12 protein-coding genes, 1 tRNA gene and 1 pseudogene are annotated in these 14,907 nt (G+C 73.4%); 4 read left to right on the top strand and 10 right to left on the bottom strand.

Going from position 1 to position 14,907, the window contains the following annotated elements:
- Positions 1-112 precede the first annotated feature (112 nt).
- On the top strand, positions 113-4,483 hold the full coding sequence (locus tag ACIP2X_RS20215) for a PAS domain-containing protein (RefSeq protein ID WP_401674808.1): 4,371 nt from the start codon (positions 113-115) through the stop codon (positions 4,481-4,483).
- A 167-nt stretch (positions 4,484-4,650) separates the two neighbouring features.
- Here ACIP2X_RS20215 and ACIP2X_RS20220 read toward each other — a convergent pair whose 3' ends face one another.
- From ACIP2X_RS20220 to ACIP2X_RS20250, 7 genes are all read right to left on the bottom strand, one after another.
- Complete coding sequence (locus ACIP2X_RS20220; RefSeq protein ID WP_401674811.1) at positions 4,651-5,391, bottom strand: hypothetical protein; 741 nt, start codon at positions 5,389-5,391, stop codon at positions 4,651-4,653.
- A gap of 79 nt (positions 5,392-5,470) precedes the next feature.
- The gene (locus ACIP2X_RS20225) at positions 5,471-7,126 is read right to left on the bottom strand and encodes a long-chain fatty acid--CoA ligase (RefSeq protein WP_401674813.1); all 1,656 of its coding nucleotides are present in this window, start codon (positions 7,124-7,126) and stop codon (positions 5,471-5,473) included.
- A 151-nt stretch (positions 7,127-7,277) separates the two neighbouring features.
- A complete protein-coding gene (locus ACIP2X_RS20230) occupies positions 7,278-7,835 on the bottom strand; it encodes a SigE family RNA polymerase sigma factor (RefSeq protein WP_401674816.1) in 558 nt (185 codons plus the stop codon).
- Between the two features lie 208 nt (positions 7,836-8,043).
- Positions 8,044-9,183 (bottom strand): lipid-transfer protein, encoded by a 1,140-nt coding sequence (locus tag ACIP2X_RS20235; RefSeq protein ID WP_401674818.1) that lies wholly within the window; start codon positions 9,181-9,183, stop codon positions 8,044-8,046.
- Complete coding sequence (locus tag ACIP2X_RS20240) at positions 9,180-9,575, bottom strand: acyl dehydratase (protein ID WP_401674821.1); 396 nt, start codon at positions 9,573-9,575, stop codon at positions 9,180-9,182. The genes ACIP2X_RS20235 and ACIP2X_RS20240 overlap by 4 nt, the downstream gene beginning before the upstream one ends.
- Positions 9,572-10,564 (bottom strand): bifunctional MaoC family dehydratase N-terminal/OB-fold nucleic acid binding domain-containing protein, encoded by a 993-nt coding sequence (locus ACIP2X_RS20245; protein ID WP_401674823.1) that lies wholly within the window; start codon positions 10,562-10,564, stop codon positions 9,572-9,574. The genes ACIP2X_RS20240 and ACIP2X_RS20245 overlap by 4 nt, the downstream gene beginning before the upstream one ends.
- 219 nt (positions 10,565-10,783) lie before the next feature.
- The gene (locus ACIP2X_RS20250; RefSeq protein WP_401674826.1) at positions 10,784-11,107 is read right to left on the bottom strand and encodes a hypothetical protein; all 324 of its coding nucleotides are present in this window, start codon (positions 11,105-11,107) and stop codon (positions 10,784-10,786) included.
- Between the two features lie 362 nt (positions 11,108-11,469).
- Between ACIP2X_RS20250 and ACIP2X_RS20255 the strand changes: the two genes are divergently transcribed.
- The 3 genes and pseudogenes from ACIP2X_RS20255 to ACIP2X_RS20265 all read left to right on the top strand — a co-directional run.
- Entirely contained in the window at positions 11,470-12,345 is an 876-nt protein-coding gene (locus tag ACIP2X_RS20255) for a bifunctional DNA primase/polymerase (protein WP_401674829.1), read from the top strand.
- A gap of 9 nt (positions 12,346-12,354) precedes the next feature.
- Positions 12,355-12,786 (top strand): hypothetical protein, encoded by a 432-nt coding sequence (locus tag ACIP2X_RS20260; protein ID WP_401674831.1) that lies wholly within the window; start codon positions 12,355-12,357, stop codon positions 12,784-12,786.
- A gap of 24 nt (positions 12,787-12,810) precedes the next feature.
- Positions 12,811-12,945: pseudogene (locus ACIP2X_RS20265) on the top strand (SMI1/KNR4 family protein); the annotation flags it as partial.
- A 30-nt stretch (positions 12,946-12,975) separates the two neighbouring features.
- Here ACIP2X_RS20265 and ACIP2X_RS20270 read toward each other — a convergent pair.
- From ACIP2X_RS20270 to ACIP2X_RS20280, 3 genes are all read right to left on the bottom strand, one after another.
- Positions 12,976-13,347: an antibiotic biosynthesis monooxygenase family protein gene (locus tag ACIP2X_RS20270; RefSeq protein ID WP_401674833.1), complete on the bottom strand. Its 372-nt coding sequence runs from the start codon at positions 13,345-13,347 to the stop codon at positions 12,976-12,978.
- 450 nt (positions 13,348-13,797) lie between these two features.
- Positions 13,798-13,884, bottom strand: a tRNA-Ser gene (locus tag ACIP2X_RS20275).
- 96 nt (positions 13,885-13,980) lie between these two features.
- Positions 13,981-14,850, bottom strand: coding sequence for a GNAT family N-acetyltransferase (locus ACIP2X_RS20280; protein ID WP_401674836.1), 870 nt, complete (start codon positions 14,848-14,850; stop codon positions 13,981-13,983).
- Between the last annotated feature and the right edge of the window lie 57 nt (positions 14,851-14,907).

Genomic DNA, 14,907 nt, shown 5'->3' on the forward strand with positions numbered 1-14,907 from the left:
GCGTCGCGAGGCCAACCCCAGCCCTTAGACTCCCTCGCGTGACACGTCGCGGGCCGGTTGGCAAGATGGCCCGAGCGGTCGGCAAGGTGCGGTAACAGGAGGGAAGCGTCTCGTGAGCAGCAGGCCATCCCGAGGCGCTGCTCGCCTCGCAGCCATACTGGACGCGCTGCCCGACGCGTTGGTCCTGGTCAACGCGAACGGGACCGTCGTCAACGCGAACACCATCGCGCTGGAGGCCTTCGAGGCGCCCGGCACCGCCCTGGTCGGGCGGGGGCTGCTGGATCTGCTGCCCGAGTTCGACTCGAAGCTCATCCCGGGCTCCATGCGGCGCCCCGACCACATCGACCCGCGCGGGCGGACCAAGCCGACCCGGATGATCGCCCGGCGGACGGACGGCAGCGAGTTCCCCGTCGAGGTCACCAGCGCCAACCTGGAGAACGGCCAGCAGGCCTACGACACTTACGGCTACACCAGCGACGAGCTGCTGATGCTCGTCGTGCGCGATCTGTCCGGCACCGTCGACACCGAGGCCGAGCTCGCCCGCTCGCAGCGGCAGACCGAGATGATCCTGCGCGCCGCGTCCGAAGGCGTCGTCGGCACCGACACCGACGGCCGGATCGTGCTCGTCAACCCGGCCGCCGCCCAGATCCTCGGCTACCGCGCCGGCGAACTCGGCGGCAAGGAACTGCACAACCTCGTCCTCCACTCCCGCGCCGACGGGTCACCCTTCCCGTACGCGGAGTCCGCGCTCGCCGACACGCTGCGCTCGGGGCGCAAGCACCGGGTCCGCGGGCAGGTGCTGTGGTCCAAGGGCGGGGACAAGGTCTCCGTCGACCTGACGACCGCGCCCGTCCGGGACGGCGACCAGCTCGTCGGCGCCGTGATGACCTTCGCCGACCGGCGCCCCTACGACGTCCTCGCCGAGGAGAAGTCCGCCGTCGAGAAGCGGCACGCCGACGAGCTGGAACGGCTCTCCGAGGAGCACGCCTCCGACCTCACCGCCCTGCGCCAGCAGCACGTGACCGAGCTGGAGGAGCTGCGCGAGCAGCACATGGAGGAGGTGGCGGCGAGCGAGGAGCGGTACGCCGCGCTCGCCGAGCGGGAGAAGGACCGCTACGAGGCCCTGGCCGGTCGCCACGACCAGCTGCTGACGCTGCTCGGCCGCTCCCTGCGCGGACCGCTCGACGAGCTGCGCCGCGATCTGGCGGCGCTGGCCGCGGACGACGCGGGCCAGCTGTGGCCCGAGGCCAACCAGGTCCTGCACCACCTCTCCGCCGGGTACTCCCGGATCACCCAGCTCATCGACAACGTCCTCGCCTACCAGCGCATCGACGCCGGCGCCGAGGCGATCACGCGGACGAAGGTGATGCTCGACGCGGTCGTCGCGGCCGGTGTCGACGGTGCCGTCGAACTCGTCGGCCCGGGTCGCGTGCAGTTCGCCGTGCACGCGCCGCCCATCGAGGCCGAGGTCGACCCGCAGCGCCTGGCCACCGCGCTCGCGCATCTCGTCGCGGACGTGGCGGGCGTGGACGCGACCGGGAACGCGCCGGTCTCCGCGGGCGGTTACATGGACAACACGGTCGTGGTCGCGGCGGCGCAGCGCGGCGAAGTCGTACGGATCGAGGTGCGGGGGCCCTACCCCGGGGGAGACCCGGTGCACGAGCCGATCGTGCGCGGGATCGTCCGCGCGCACGGTGGCGTGCTCCAGACGCACGAGGTGCCGGGTATGAGCGGCACCGCGTTCGTGCTCGAGGTGCCGCTCGGCGGCGGCGCGGGGGCGGTTGCCGCTCCGGCCGTGCCGGCCCTGCCGGAGGCCGCGCCCGAGGCCGAGGAGAGCTCGGGTGGCGGGCGCCGCCGGGCGCGACGGGCCTCCGTGGACGCCTTCCTGGAGAGCGAGGTGCCGCAGGCCGGGGCCGCCGAGAACGAGGGCGCTGCCCCGACCGGACGCCGTAGGCGGCGGGCCGCGTCCGAGGCGGCACCGGCAACCGCCGCGGCCGACCCCGCCGAGGCCGGTGGCGGCACCGGGCGGCGGCGCGGGCGTCCGGCCGAGGGTGCCGAACTTGCCCTGCCGGGCGGTACGACGGACGCGGCGGGGGACGACGTCAGTGAGGGCGCGGTCGTCACCGCCGCCGAGCATGCGGCGGGGACCGCGGCGACGGCGAGCGGCCTGGGCGGGACGGTTCCGCCGCAGGGCGTGCCCGGTTCCGGCACCGGGCGGCGGGCCCGGCGCGCGGCGGGCGAACAGCACGCTCTGCCCGCGGCGTTGCCCGCCGGTGCCCCGGACGCCGCGGCGGCTCCCGTGCCTGACGCGTCCGCCGCGGTCGTCCCGGCCGGGGCCGGCGCCGAGGGGCAGCAGGCGAGCGGGCGTCGGCGCCGGGCGCTGGCGGCGGCTCAGGAACGGGCCGCCGCGCAGGAGACGGGTCCGCGCACGGTGTTCGCGCTCCCGCCCGCCGACGCCGATCGGGGTGCGGCGGCGCAGACGCCGGTTCCCGCGGCCGGGCAGCCCCAGGGTCCGGGGCCGGCCGCGGTCCAGGTGCCGGGGCAGGGCGGTCCGCAGGCGGTCCCGCAGATCGGCACTGCGCAGGCACAGGTGCAGCAGGCACACGCACAGGTGCAGGTCCAGGTGCCTCAGGTGCCTCAGGTGCCTCAGGTGCCGAACCAGGGCTCGCCCGGCGCCCAGCACCCCGACGACCACGGGCGGCACGACGCCGTATCGCACGACCAGTCCGAGGACCACACTCCGCCGCAGCCGCATCCGGCGAGCGCGCCGACCGGGCGGCGCCGTCGGGTGGCCGCCCCGCAGGCGGAGGGCAACGGGGCGCCCGCGCAGGCCATCCCGGCCCAGGCGATTCCGGCCCAGGCCCAGCCGGCCGGCCAGCCCCAGACCCAGCCCCAGGCGGTCCCCGCCGCCCCGGGTGCGCCGCCGGCACAGGCTCCCCAGACCGCTCCCGCCGCGCCGCCGCAGGGCGTTCCCGCGCAGGCCGTCGCGCAGCCGCTGCCGGGTACGACCGGTACGGCCCAGCAGGCGGCCCCGGCCCAGCAGTCGGCCCCCGGCCGGCCCGTACCGGCGCAGCCGCATCCGGCGCAGACCGCCGTACCGTCGCAGGCCCCGGCCGCCGGACAGCCCCTGCCCGCCGAGGCGGGGACGACGCACGGCACGCCGCCCCCGCAGCAGTGGCCCGCCAGCGCCGGTGCCGACGAGACGTCCGGTGCGGGCGCGCCCGCCCCCGAGCAGGCGCCGCCCGCACCGCAGCCCCCGGCCCCCGCTGCCCCGCTGCCCCCGGAGACGGCGGCCGGCCCGACCACCGCGACCCAGGCACGCATGGCACAGCCGCTGCCCGCCGAGGCGGCCGGCGCCGCCGCGCCGGTGGATCCGAACTCCACGCAGGGCCGGGCGATCAGCGTGCGGACGCTGGGCCAGGGAGTGCCGTTCACCCGTCAGGCGGCCCAGGTGCAGCAGCCGTCGGCCGGTGCCACGCCGCCGCCGCACCACCCGACCGGTGGCGGCCGGCGCCGCAAGCTGGGCACGCCGCCCGAGCCGGCCGCCGCGCGCCCGCATCCGCAGGGTGAGCCGCCGTCCGCCCAGCAGAAGCAGTCGGGGCAGTCGCGGCTGGCCGGGCCGGCGAGTGAGGGCGCCGGGCGGTCGTACGCCATAGGGGCACCTGACGAGAACGCCGCCGAGGGGCCCGAGCCGCTGGACGGTCCCGGTGGGGCCGTCGAGGTCGCCGATCCGCCGCGCCCCCAGCCGATGGACGACGAGTTGCCACCTGAGCCGCTGGACAACCCGCGCCGGCTGCTGGTGTGGCCCGCGCCGGACGTGTCGACGCAGCAGGCGCTCAGCGACCGCGGCTACCGGCCGGTGGTCGTGCACTCGCGCGAGGAGGTCGACGCGCAGATCGCCGCTTTCCCGGCGGCGCTGTTCGTGGACCCGCTGACCGGGCCGATCACGCGGACGGCGCTTCAGTCGCTGCGTCAGGCGGCCGTCGCGGCTGAGGTGCCGGTCCTGGTGACGGCCGGGCTCGGGCAGGCGACGCGTGAGGCGGCGTACGGCGCCGACCCCGCCGTCCTGCTGAAGGCCCTCGCGCCACGGGACAGCGAGCAGCACCCGCCACGGGTGCTGCTCATCGAGGAGCACGCGGAGATCGCGCTGGCGCTGACCGCGACGCTGGAGCGGCGCGGGATGCAGGTGGCGCGGGCGGCCGGCGACGCGGACGCGGTGACGCTCGCGGGGCAGTTCCGCCCGAACCTGGTGGTGATGGACCTCATGCAGGTGCATCGCCGGCAGTCCGGGATCGTCGACTGGCTGCGTGCCAACGGGCAGCTCAACCGCACCCCGCTCGTCGTCTACACGGCCGCCGTCGACCAGGCCGACCTGCCACGGCTCGCCTCCGGCGAGACGGTGCTGTTCCTGGCCGAGCGGTCCACGAGCACGGAGGTGCAGAGCCGGATCGTGGAGCTGCTGTCACGTATCGGCACCAACTGACCCCACCGCCCCACAGGAACCCCACGCTCCCGGACCACCCTGCTCCACCGACGCCCGGTCACCCGCCCCGGCGGCGCTCTTCAGCGCGCTGAGGACGGCCCGTCGGCCGTGGCCTGCCGCGCTCACACGCCTCGACCCGGCCTCGACCCAGATCCGTCAGCAGCCGCTCACCTCACCCCGCCCGCGCTCCTCAGCGCGCTGAGGACTGCCTGTTCGCCGTGGCCGTGGACGGACTTCTCCAGGCTGTCGTCGACGCGGCGGGAGAAGCGTTCGCCGCGGGCCACGTCCTCCTCGGAGAGGGCCCGCCCGCACCATTCGCCCCGTCCCGCCACGCGGTCGTCGAACGGGAGGGCCGCGCCCTCGCCGAGCACCGCCCAGCCTCCGGCCGTCCAGCGCACGGCGAGCAGATAGGTGTGGCCCGCCTCCAGCCGGGGAGCGGAGGCGGCGGTCCGCTCGACGCGGTCGCCGCTCGTGCGCAGGACGCGCCAGCCGGGGGCGGTGAGTTCGAAGCTCTCGTCGATCGTCCGGCGCGGGCGCGGTGCCGACCAGAGGACGTCGTCCGTGCGCAAGGTGACCTCGCGGTCGATCCGGTAGCGGTACGCGCCCCTCTCGAACTCGCGGCGGTCGGTCTCCTGTTCGCCGACCGGCGCCGCCACGACGACGTGGTCGGCGTTCCCCACCCAGTCCTGGGCGGTCTGCGAGGGGAAGGGATCCTGCGCCGGACCGCAGCCGACCACCGTGTCCAGACCGCCTCGGCCGACCAGCACGGCTCCGGCGACACCGGCCAGGGCCAGGAACGCCGCGACCGGGCGGAGCGGGACGCCGCGCGCTGAGTACGTCAGGTTCATGACGTAGTAGACGATCATCCGGCCGGGCCGGTGCGCCGGACACGGTGCGTCGTGGATCACTTCCGCTGTGCTGTCGGCCGTCACGTCCGTGCGGCGGCGGCCGAGCGCGCCGCCGCCGCCGTACGGACGTCTGCGGCTGTCAGAGCTGGGTGACGTCCAGCTCCCCGGCCGCGTACTGCCTGCGCAGCACCTTCTTGTCGAACTTGCCGACGCTCGTCTTCGGGACCGCCGGGATGACGGTCCAGCGCTCCGGGAGCTGCCACTTGGCGATCTTGCCCTCGGCGGCCAGGAAGGCGCGCAGGGTCTCGAAGTCGGCCGAGGAGCCCTCCTTCAGCACCACCGTGGCCAGCGGCCGCTCGCCCCACTTGTCGTCGGGGACGGCGACCACGGCGGCCTCGGCGACGTCCGGGTGGGCCATCAGGGCGTTCTCCAGGTCGACCGAGGAGATCCACTCGCCGCCGGACTTGATGACGTCCTTGGCGCGGTCGGTCAGGGTGAGGAAGCCGTCGGGGCCGATCGTGCCGACGTCGCCGGTCTTGAGCCAGCCGTCCTCGCTGAACTTGTCGGCGGGGCGCAGCGGTTCGGCGTCGGGGCCGTTGTAGTAGGCGCCCGCGATCCAGGGACCGCGTACCTCCAGTTCACCGGCGGACTCGCCGTCCCAGGGCAGGCGCTCGCCGCCGGGACCGGTGAGCCGGGCCTCGACGCCGGCCGGGAAGCGGCCCTGGGTGAGCCGGTAGGCGAACTCCTCGTCGGTGCCGACCGCGTGGGCCGGCGGGCGGGCGACCGTGCCCAGCGGGGAGGTCTCGGTCATGCCCCAGGCGTGACAGACCCGCATGCCCAGCTCGTCGAAGGCCGTCATGAGCGCGGGCGGGCAGGCCGAGCCACCGATGGTGACCTGGGTGAGGGAGCGGACGTCGCGCGGGTTGGCGGTCAGCTCGGCGAGCAGTCCCTGCCAGATGGTGGGGACCGCGGCGGCGTGCGTCGGCTTCTCCCGCTCGATCATCTCGGCGAGCGGGGCGGGCTGGAGGAAGCGGTCCGGCATCAGCATGTTGACGCCGGTCATGAAGGTGGCGTGCGGCAGCCCCCAGGCGTTGACGTGGAACTGGGGGACCACCACGAGGGAGGTGTCCTCGTCGGTCAGGCCCATCGACTGGGTCATGTTGACCTGCATGGAGTGCAGGTAGACCGAACGGTGGCTGTAGACCACGCCCTTGGGGTCGCCCGTGGTGCCGGAGGTGTAGCACATGGCGGCGGCCTGACGCTCGTCGAGCTCCGGCCAGTCGTAGGTGACGGGCCGGTCGGCGAGCAGGTCCTCGTACTCGTGCACCTGGACGTCGGCCTCGGCGAGCAGCGAGCGGTCGCCCGGGCCGGCCACGACGACGTGCTTGAGCGTCTTCAGGTGCGGAAGCAGGGGCGCCAGCAGCGGGAGCAGGGAGCCGTTGGCGACCACCACGCGGTCGGCGGCGTGGTTGACGATCCAGGCCAACTGCTCCGGGGGGAGCCGAAGGTTCAGGGTGTGCAGGACCGCGCCCATCGAGGGGATCGCGAAGTACGCCTCGACGTGCTCGGCGTTGTTCCACATCAGGGTGGCGACCCGGTCGTCGGCCTCGACCCCGAGGTCGTCACGCAGGGCGTTCGCCAACTGGGCGGCGCGGGCGCCGATCTCGGCGTAGGAGCGGCGCTGCGGATCGCCTTCGCCGGTCCAGGTGATCACCTGCGACGATCCGTGGATCGTGGACCCGTGGGCCAGGATCCTCGAGATCAGCAGCGGTACGTCCTGCATGGTGCTCAGCACGGCGGTCCTCCCGGGGCGACATTGCCTACGCGGCGGTAAGGCGTGCGCTGATTCTGCGCACATACCGCGCGGTATGTCACTAGATCCGGCTGATCGATCACCTCACGTTGCCGGACAGAAGGCCGCGAGAGCGAACAACTCCCAGCTCAACTCATCGGACCAGCCCGAGTTCGGCGTCCTCGCGCAGCTTGCCCAGCGCCCGCGACACCGCCGACTTCACCGTGCCGACGGACACGCCGAGCACCTCGGCCGTCTGGGCCTCGCTCAGGTCCTCGTAATACCTGAGGACGACCATCGCCCGCTGCCGGGCCGGGAGTCTTGTGATCGCGCGCCACATGGCGTCGCGCAGCGCCTGCTGCTCGGCCGGGTCGTCACCGCCGGGCAGCGGCTCGGGCTCGGGCAGCTCGTCGCAGGCGAACTCGTCCACCCGGCGCTTGCGCCACTGCGACGTACGGGTGTTGAGCAGCGCGCGGCGGACGTAGCCGTCGAGCGCGCGGTGGTCCTCGATGCGCTCCCAGGCGACGTACGTCTTGGTGAGCGCGGTCTGCAGCAGGTCCTCCGCGTCGCACGGGTTCGCCGTGAGCGACCGGGCGGTGCGCAGCAGCACGGGCTGGCGGGCCCGGACGTACGACGCGAAGGACGGGTACGTGAGGGTCTGCGTGCGAGGTGCGGCCGCGTTCGATGCGGTGGTGCAGACGGGTGCGGTCATGGCTCCAAGCTAGGTTCGGGACCCCCTCGCGCGAATCGCCCGCAGGTCCCGAAGGCGGGTCCCCCTCAGGGTGTAGAGGTGGGGCTCGCTGCACCTCCTGGAGGTGGACGAGCGGTGGACCCCGACTGCGGGTGCGCCCCCCTGCTCCCCCTAGGGGGCGTACGGAACGCGGGCCTCCGGCGGCTTCCTCGACCGGCGCCGGGTCGGTTCACGTCCCGGGGGTCAGCACCAGTCCCGACGTCGGCACACCGGTCCCCGCCGTCACCAGCACCCGTTCCGCCCCCGGAACCTGGTTCACGGATGTGCCGCGCAGCTGCCGTACCGCCTCCGCGATCCCGTTCATGCCGTGCAGGTACGCCTCCCCGAGCTGTCCCCCGTGCGTGTTCATCGGCAGCCGGTCCTCGGCGACGAAACCGGCCGCCTCACCGCGCCCGCAGAACCCGTACTCCTCCAGCTGCATCAGCACGAACGGCGTGAAGTGGTCGTAGAGGATCCCCACGTCGATGTCGGCGGGGCCGCAGCCCGCCGTCCGCCAGAGCCGCCGCGCCACCACCGCGGCCTCCGGCAGTCCGGTCAGGTCGCCGGTGTGGAAGCTCGTCATCTGCTCCTGCGCGCGGCCCGCGCCCTGGGCGGCGGCCGCGATCACGGCGGGGGTGTGCCGCAGGTCCCGGGCGCGTTCGGGCGAGGTGACGACGAGGGCCTGGCCGCCGTCCGTCTCCTGGCAGCAGTCCAGGAGCCGCAGGGGTTCGGCGATCCAGCGCGAGGCGGCGTGGTCGGCGAGGGTGATCGGGCGGCCGTGGAAGTACGCCGCCGGATTGGCCGCGGCGTGCCGGCGGGCCATGACGGCGACCGGTCCGAAGGCCTCCTCGGCGGTCAGTCCGTACGTGTGCAGATACCGCTGCGCCGCCATCGCCACCCAGGACGCGGGCGTGAGCAGCCCGAACGGCATCACCCAGCCCAGCGCCACCCCCTCCGCCGTCGGCTCCCGGTGCCGGACGCCGGAACCGAAGCGGCGGCCCGAACGTTCGTTGAACGCGCGGTAGCAGACGACCACGTCCGCCGCCCCGGACGCCACCGCGAGCGCCGCCTGCTGCACGGTCGCGCACGCCGCGCCGCCGCCGTAGTGGACGCGGGAGAAGAAGGACAGCTCGCCGATGCCGCACGCCTGGGCGACGGTGATCTCCGGGTTGGTGTCCATCGTGAAGGTCACCATGCCGTCCACGTCGGCGGGCGTCAGCCCGGCGTCGTCGAGCGCCGCGCGCACCGCCTCGACGGCCAGCCGCAGTTCGCTGCGGCCGGAGTCCTTGGAGAACTCGGTGGCGCCGATGCCGGCGATCGCGGCCCTCACGGGGTGCCCCCGGCGGGCAGCGTGAGGGTCACCGTGCCGGTGACGTGCCGGCCGATGCCGTTGTCGCCGGTGACCCGGACCACGGCCGTCGGCCCGTCGAGCGCCTCGACGCGGCCGCTGAGCACCAGGGTGTCGCCGGGGTGGTTGGGCACGCCGAGCCGGATGGCCACCTTGCGCAGGACGGCGGCGGGGCCGAAGTGGTCGGTGACGTAGCGGCCGACGAGGCCGTTGGTGGTCAGGATGTTCATGAAGATGTCCGGCGACCCCTTCCGCCGGGCGAGTTCCGGATCATGGTGGACGTCCTGGTAGTCGCGCGAGGCGATCGCCCCGGCCACGATCAGGGTGCGGGTGATCTCGACGGCCAGCGGCGGCAGTTCGTCCCCCACGTTCACGACGGTCCTCCTCGGAAGACGGGCAGCACCAGACCGTCGTCGTAGCTGCGGAACTCCAGCCGCACCGGCATCCCGATCCGCACCTTGTCGTACGGCACCCCGACCACGTTGCTGACGATCCGCACGCCCTCCGCCAGGTCGATCAGGCCGACGGCGTAGGGCGGGTCGAAGGCCGGGAAGGGCGGATGGTGCATGACGACGTACGAATGGACCGTGCCGTGTCCGGACGCCCGCACGGTGTCCCAGTCGAGGCCGCCGCACGCGGGGCACCCGGGCAGCCAGGGGAAGCGCGGGGCGCGGCAGCCGGAGCAGCGCTGGATGAGCAGTTCGTGCCGCCGGACGCCCTCCCAGAAACCGGCGTTGTCGCGGCTGACGACGGGACGGGGGCGGATCGCCGCCGGGGTCTGCCGTCGCGCGGGGGCGTACTTGAGGATGCGGAAACGGTGGGTCCCGGCGAGTTCGCCCCCCGCGTGGACGCGGGTGCGGGTGGTGACGAAGTAGCCGGTGCCGAGCCTGGTGGTCTTTCTCGCGGAGACCGACTCGATCACCGTGTCGAAGGTGATCTCGTCGCCGGGGCGCAGCGGGCGCAGGTACTCCTGCTCGCAGTCGGTGGCGACGACCGAGGTGCAGCCGGCCTCGTCGAGCAGCCGCAGGAGCTCGTCGTACGCAGGGGTCCGGGCGGGAGGGCCGGCGGAGGCGGCAGGTGTGGAGGTGGCGGGGCCGGAGGTGGCGGGGCCGGAGGTGGCGGGGCCGGAGGTGGCGGGGCCGGAGGTGGCGGGGCCGGGGTAGCCGGTCATCGTCCAGGCCTGGAGCATGGTGGGCGGGGCGACGGCATCGGGGCCCGTGTACGCCGGGTTGGTGTCGCCGAGGGCCTCGCACCAGTGGCGGATCATCGGCAGGTTGACGGGGTCCTTGCCGGTGCCGGCGAGCGTGGCGGGGCGCCCTTCGCAGGCCTTGAGGCGCGCGAACAGCTCGTCGTCGTCGGCCATGGCCCGTACCCCTTCCCGAGGACAGTTTCTGACTGTCCGTCAGATCAGGAGGGCTGTCAAGGCCGGTGAACACGTGGCACGGGCCGGTCCGCGGGCGGCACGGGAAAACGCCTGCGCGGCGGTGCAGGAGCACCGCCGCGCCGGCTGACCTTGTTCACCCCACTGAACACGCCCCACGCGTGAGTCGAGAGGACCGGCGCCGCACGCCGGCCCCTCAGCTCACCACCAGGGGTAGAAGTTGACGGCGACGTTCTCGTTGCCCTGCTGGACGGCCGTGTACGCCGAGTCGTCGACCTGCGCGGTGTTGCTCTGGTTCGAGGCGCCGGCGCCGACCGCCTGCTGCTGCGTGGTGGACGAGTTGCCGTTGTTGTTGCCACCGACACCGCTGCCGACGATACCCGCGAGCGCGCTGGTGGCGGAGGCGGTCGATCCGTTGTCCGCGAAGGAGCCGTTGTCCGCCGTCGCAACACCGGCGAAGAGGGCGGCTGCGAGCGGAAGGGCGGAGACGGCGGCGACCACGCGAGCGGTACGGATGCTTGCCATGTTGGGTTCCTCCAGTAGCAAATACGCCCGGCCGGACGGCCTGGAGCGCGTGAAGTACGGCTTTCACCAGGGCAGTTGGCCGACCACCCCGGCGGTGTGAGCACGACGTCGCGAGATCAGGATTGCCCACCGAATCCCTGGCGAACCACCCCGGAAGCGGCGATTCGCCCTCAAGCGTGATGACAAGTCGATAAACCCCTTTGGCCATGTCGAGCCCGCGCTTCAGGGCACAGGGGACGCCTCCACTCCAAGCGGCACAAGAGGGGAAGCGTTCCGCCAACTTTTCCGACAATCGCCTGGCCACCGGCGCGTCGAACACACCCCCTCTTCCCTTCCTCGAACACTCGTACGAAAATAAAGTCATGGCCACCATCGACCGGCAGGCCACGACGCTGGCCCTCGCACACGCCCTGTCAGCCGCCGAACGCGGCCTGGCCGTCATCCCCCTGTCCCGGACCAAGCTCCCGGCCCTCCGCTCCCCCCACCGCACCGATCCGTCGGCCCCCGCGTGCCACGGCGAGTGCGGCCGCTTCGGACACGGGGTGTACGACGCCTCGACCGACCCGCGCCGGATCCGCGAACTGTTCGCCGCCGCACCCTGGGCGACCGGGTACGGCATCGCCTGCGGACTGCCCCCGCACCATCTGATCGGCCTCGACCTCGACACCAAGTCGGGCACGGACTCCTCCGCCGCCCTGCGCGAACTGGCGCTGCGGCATCTGTTCACCATCCCGCAGACGGTGGTCGTCCTCACCCCCAGCGGCGGCCGCCACCTGTGGCTCACCGGGCCCCCGGACACCGTCGTCCCCAACTCGGCCGGCCGCCTCGCACCCGGCATCGACATCCGCGGCGCCGGCGGCTACCTCGTCGGCCCCGGCTCCCGCACCGACCACGGCGTCTACGGCACCGCACCCGGGACGGCCCATCTGGCACCGGCCCCCTGTCCACCGGCCCTGCTCCGCCTGCTCCTGCCACCGCCGCGCACGCCCAACGCGTCGAACGCCCGCTCCGGGCACGGCGGCGGCCACGGTCAGGGCCTCGTCCAGTTCGTCCTCGCGGCGCACGAGGGGCAGCGCAACACCCGCCTGTTCTGGGCGGCCTGCCGCGCCTACGAGAACGGGCTGGCCCCGGACCTGATCCCCGCGCTCGTCGAGGCGGCGCTCGGGACGGGCCTGAGCGAACGGGAGGCTCGGGCGACGATCGCCTCGGCCGCCCGCCTGACCGGACACCGCCCGTAGGGTGGGCCCATGTCGTTGACCAAGATCGCCCTCTCCCGCGGCCGTTCGATCGAACTGACGGAACTGCGCATGTCGTCGACGTACGGCGACCTGCTGGAGGGCTACCCCTGCGCGCCGGTCAACGACATGAGGATCAACGCGCTGGTCCGAAGCACCCAACGGGCCTACCCGACGACGCGGGTGCACCTGGTCCCACCGCCGCGCGAGTACCCCGACCGGACGGCCGGTGCCTTCGGGCCGGTGGAGGTGCTGCCGGCGGTGGCCTGCGCGGGGGCGTTCCGTTCCACGCCGGTGAGCGCGTCCCACGACCCGGTCCTGTACCGCTCGCGGCTGACGGTGGTCTGGTTCCAGCCGACGCCGACGACGCCGTCGGGACACGAGGCGGATCCGGCCCTGCTGGACCTGGACTGGGAAGAGCTGGCCCAGGACCACGAACTCTGACCCACGCGCCCCGCACACGGCCTCCGACCGGAACGGGCCGTCTCTCCGCTCACGGCGACATGGCTGTCGGAGGAGGAGTTCGACGCCCGGACGGACTCCGTGTTCGACCACGGCTCACTGCTGCTGGGCACCGACGGCTGCGGCATGTACTGGTACCTGGGCCCAGGGGCGCTCCTGGTTCGCCGAGGCCTAGGGCAGCGGCGGGACCTGCGCTCGCGTGAAGTCGTGGCTCCGTTCCACTTTCGCCACATGCAGCGTGTAGCTCTGGTACCACTCGGCCCGCCCGCGCTTCTGCGCCGCACGGTGCTCGGCGTTGGTCCGCCACTCCGCGAGCGCGTCGGCGTCGCGGAAGTATCCGACGGTGATGCCCAGCCCGCCGGGAGTCTGCGCGTGGTCCATCCCGAGGAACCCAGGGACGTCCTTCACCAGCTCTTCCATGCGCGCGTCGGTCTCGCTGTAGCCGCTCTGGTCCTGGGTTCGCACCGTGGTGAAGACCGCCACGTAGTAAGGGGGTTCATACGCCGCGACGGGCACGACAGACACTTCCGACTGCTCGCTCATGGCGCCACGGTATGGCGGGACACCCCGACGATCCACCGGTCACCTGGCTTCAGTAGACGACGACTCTCCAGCGCTCGACCCACCGCAGCTCGCCACTGTCCCTACCGCGTACCTGGACGCAATCACCCTCCACCTGCCAGGCCTCTCCGTAGAAGGTGGCGTCGGGGAGGTCCACCCTGACGACGTCATGGACCTCCAGGTCGTCCTCGACCGGCCGAGACCACGTGTGCGCACAGTGATCGCAGCGGTAGCCGACTGCATCGTGCCCCGCAACGGTCATCGGCCTCCCCGCACGAATCGCCTCGACGAAGCACCGAGGGCAGGGATCGGCGGTATGTGCGCCTACTGATCGGGACATCGCGTCGGCACTCCGGGGAACGACGGTCACTGACAGGCATCGCGCATGGCGAGGCCCCTGACCGACGTTCCTGGTCAGGGGCCGTTCGCGTGCGGTGGGTGTGGGATTTGAACCCACGGTGACATCGCTGCCACGACGGTTTTCAAGACCGTTCCCTTAGGCCGCTCGGGCAACCCACCTCCGCGCCCACCAGTGGCGGAGCGGATACAGCGTACCGGGAGGTGCCGGTGTGTGGGGCTGTGGTCCGGGCAGGCCGCGGATCTCCCGCGGGGCTTTCAGTCCCCGTCGGGGAAGTCGCAAGACCCCCAGTCGTCGAGCGTGCGATAGCCGAGTCGCTGGTAAAGGGCGTTGCTGGTGGGGTTGGACCGGTCCGCGAACAGGACGACGTCGGTCGCGCCCGCGGCCAGCGCGGCGCGGCTCACCTCCGCCGTCACGGCGGCCGCGTAGCCGCGTCCGCGGACGTCGGCCGGGGTGTAGACGATGTCCACCTGGATCTGGCCGCCGATCAGCGGGTTCATGCCCGCGACGGAGACCGCGGTGCCGTCCGGGGTCTCCCAGAGCGTGTACCGCTTGTCGGCGAAGCGGCTCTCGGCCCAGGTGCCGGCGTCGAGGGTGACGTCCTCCCCGACGGCCTTCGCGAACTCGCCGCACCAGAACATCGCCTCGTCGAGGTCCCCCTCGCCCAGCACGCGACTGCGACCGGCCGGCGGCGGCTCCGGTGGGGTGAGCGTGCCGAGGCGGTACAGACGGAGCCGTATGTCGCGCGGTCTCGGCGTCACGCCGGTGTGGCGCTGCCAGGCCTCGGCGAAGGCGGTGACGGTGCCCTGGTCCGCGCTGACGGAGGGCACGGGGTGTCCGAGAGCGGCCAGGCGCGCGGCGAGGGAGTCGGCCTGCTCGGGGGTGAGGGGGGAGAGGCCGTAACCACGGGAGGGGAGGCGGTAGAAGGTGGCCTCGACCTTTCCCGCCCGCTCCAGCGCGCCGAAGACGGGGGACCCGGGTCCGAACGCGTGCGCCCCGCGCTTGCGCACTCGCTCGGCCCACGTCAGCTGCATGACGTGCCGGCCGGGCCGCGAGCGCAGGAAGTCCCCGGCCCGGGCGAGGAACTCGTCGACGTCGTCGGTCAGGTGCCAGTCATCGGGTCGCATGCCTCATGCTTTCGCATCCCGCGGACGCGCGTCCGTGATTCTCATCCCTGCCTCGCA

The organism is Streptomyces sp. NPDC089424 (assembly GCF_044749345.1).
Classification (GTDB): Bacteria; Actinomycetota; Actinomycetes; order Streptomycetales; family Streptomycetaceae; genus Streptomyces.

Excerpts from the sequence above, each read along its gene's own strand:
- ACIP2X_RS20230 (WP_401674816.1), bottom strand. The coding sequence starts at position 7,835 with ATGACCGCACCCGTCTGCACCACCGCATCGAACGCGGCCGCACCTCGC.
- ACIP2X_RS20245 (WP_401674823.1), bottom strand. The coding sequence starts at position 10,564 with ATGGCCGACGACGACGAGCTGTTCGCGCGCCTCAAGGCCTGCGAAGGG.
- ACIP2X_RS20250 (WP_401674826.1), bottom strand. The coding sequence starts at position 11,107 with ATGGCAAGCATCCGTACCGCTCGCGTGGTCGCCGCCGTCTCCGCCCTT.
- ACIP2X_RS20255 (WP_401674829.1), top strand. The coding sequence starts at position 11,470 with ATGGCCACCATCGACCGGCAGGCCACGACGCTGGCCCTCGCACACGCC.
- ACIP2X_RS20260 (WP_401674831.1), top strand. The coding sequence starts at position 12,355 with ATGTCGTTGACCAAGATCGCCCTCTCCCGCGGCCGTTCGATCGAACTG.
- ACIP2X_RS20270 (WP_401674833.1), bottom strand. The coding sequence starts at position 13,347 with ATGAGCGAGCAGTCGGAAGTGTCTGTCGTGCCCGTCGCGGCGTATGAA.
- ACIP2X_RS20280 (WP_401674836.1), bottom strand. The coding sequence starts at position 14,850 with ATGCGACCCGATGACTGGCACCTGACCGACGACGTCGACGAGTTCCTC.